Origin of the sequence: Saccharomonospora iraqiensis subsp. paurometabolica YIM 90007 (assembly GCF_000231035.2) — a bacterium.
Taxonomy (GTDB): Bacteria; Actinomycetota; Actinomycetes; order Mycobacteriales; family Pseudonocardiaceae; genus Saccharomonospora; species Saccharomonospora paurometabolica.
The window spans coordinates 121,686-122,666 of sequence record NZ_KI912187.1; the positions used below are offsets into that span (position 1 = coordinate 121,686).

Annotated in this window: 1 protein-coding gene; it reads left to right on the forward strand. The window is 76.4% G+C overall.

Going from position 1 to position 981, the window contains the following annotated elements; translation table 11 throughout:
- On the forward strand, positions 1-981 hold a 981-nt coding region (locus SACPADRAFT_RS0201445; RefSeq protein WP_233357094.1), incomplete at both ends, for a beta-ketoacyl synthase N-terminal-like domain-containing protein.

The following is a 981-nucleotide window of genomic DNA, read 5'->3' on the forward strand; positions in this document are numbered from 1 at the left end:
CGATCGCTGCGGTCGGGGGAGTGCTCGATGGCGCTCGCGGGCGGCGTGACCGTCATGTCGACCCCGCAGGTGTTCCTCGACTTCTCCCGGCAGCAGGGGCTGGCCGCCGACGGGCGCTGCAAGTCCTTCGGAGCCGGGGCCGACGGTACCGGCTGGGCCGAGGGCGCGGGGTTTCTGCTCCTGGAGCGCCTGTCCGACGCCGTCGCGGCCGGCCACCCGGTCCTGGCCGTCGTGCGCGGAACGGCGGTCAACTCCGACGGCGCGTCCAACGGGCTCACCGCGCCGAGCGCCCCCGCGCAGCGTGCCGTCATCCGGGCCGCCCTCGCCGACGCCGGGCTCGGCGCGTCCGATGTGGACGCAGTGGAGGCGCACGGCACCGGCACGCGCCTCGGTGACCCCATCGAGGCCCGGGCTCTGCTCGACACCTACGGCCAGGACCGTTCCGCGCCGCTGCGGCTCGGGTCGATCAAGTCGAACATCGGTCACACCCAGGCCGCCGCGGGCGTCGCGGGCATCATCAAGATCGTCGAGGCCCTGCGCCACGGCGTGCTCCCGCGCACCCTGCACGCCGAGACCGCCAGCCCGCACGTCGACTGGTCCGCGGGCGCGGTCTCCCTGCTCACCGAACCCGCCGCATGGCCGGAGGGGCAGCGCCCGCGCCGGGCGGGTGTGTCGTCGTTCGGGGTGAGCGGGACCAACGCGCACGCCATCATCGAGGAGCCCCCGGCGGCCGAGACCGTCGAGCCGACGCACTCCGGGCCCGTCCTGTGGGCGTTGAGCGGGCACACGCCGGAGGCGTTGCGGGGGCAGGCCGCACGACTGGCCGGGGTGGTGGCCGACCACGACGCGGCCGATGTGGGGCTGACCCTGGGGTCGGCACGGGCCGCGCTCGCGCACCGCGCCGTGGTGCTGGGTGAGCACGCGTCGGCCGTGCGGGCGCTGTCCGACGGGGCGGAGTCGCCCGAGGTCGTCGCCGGGACC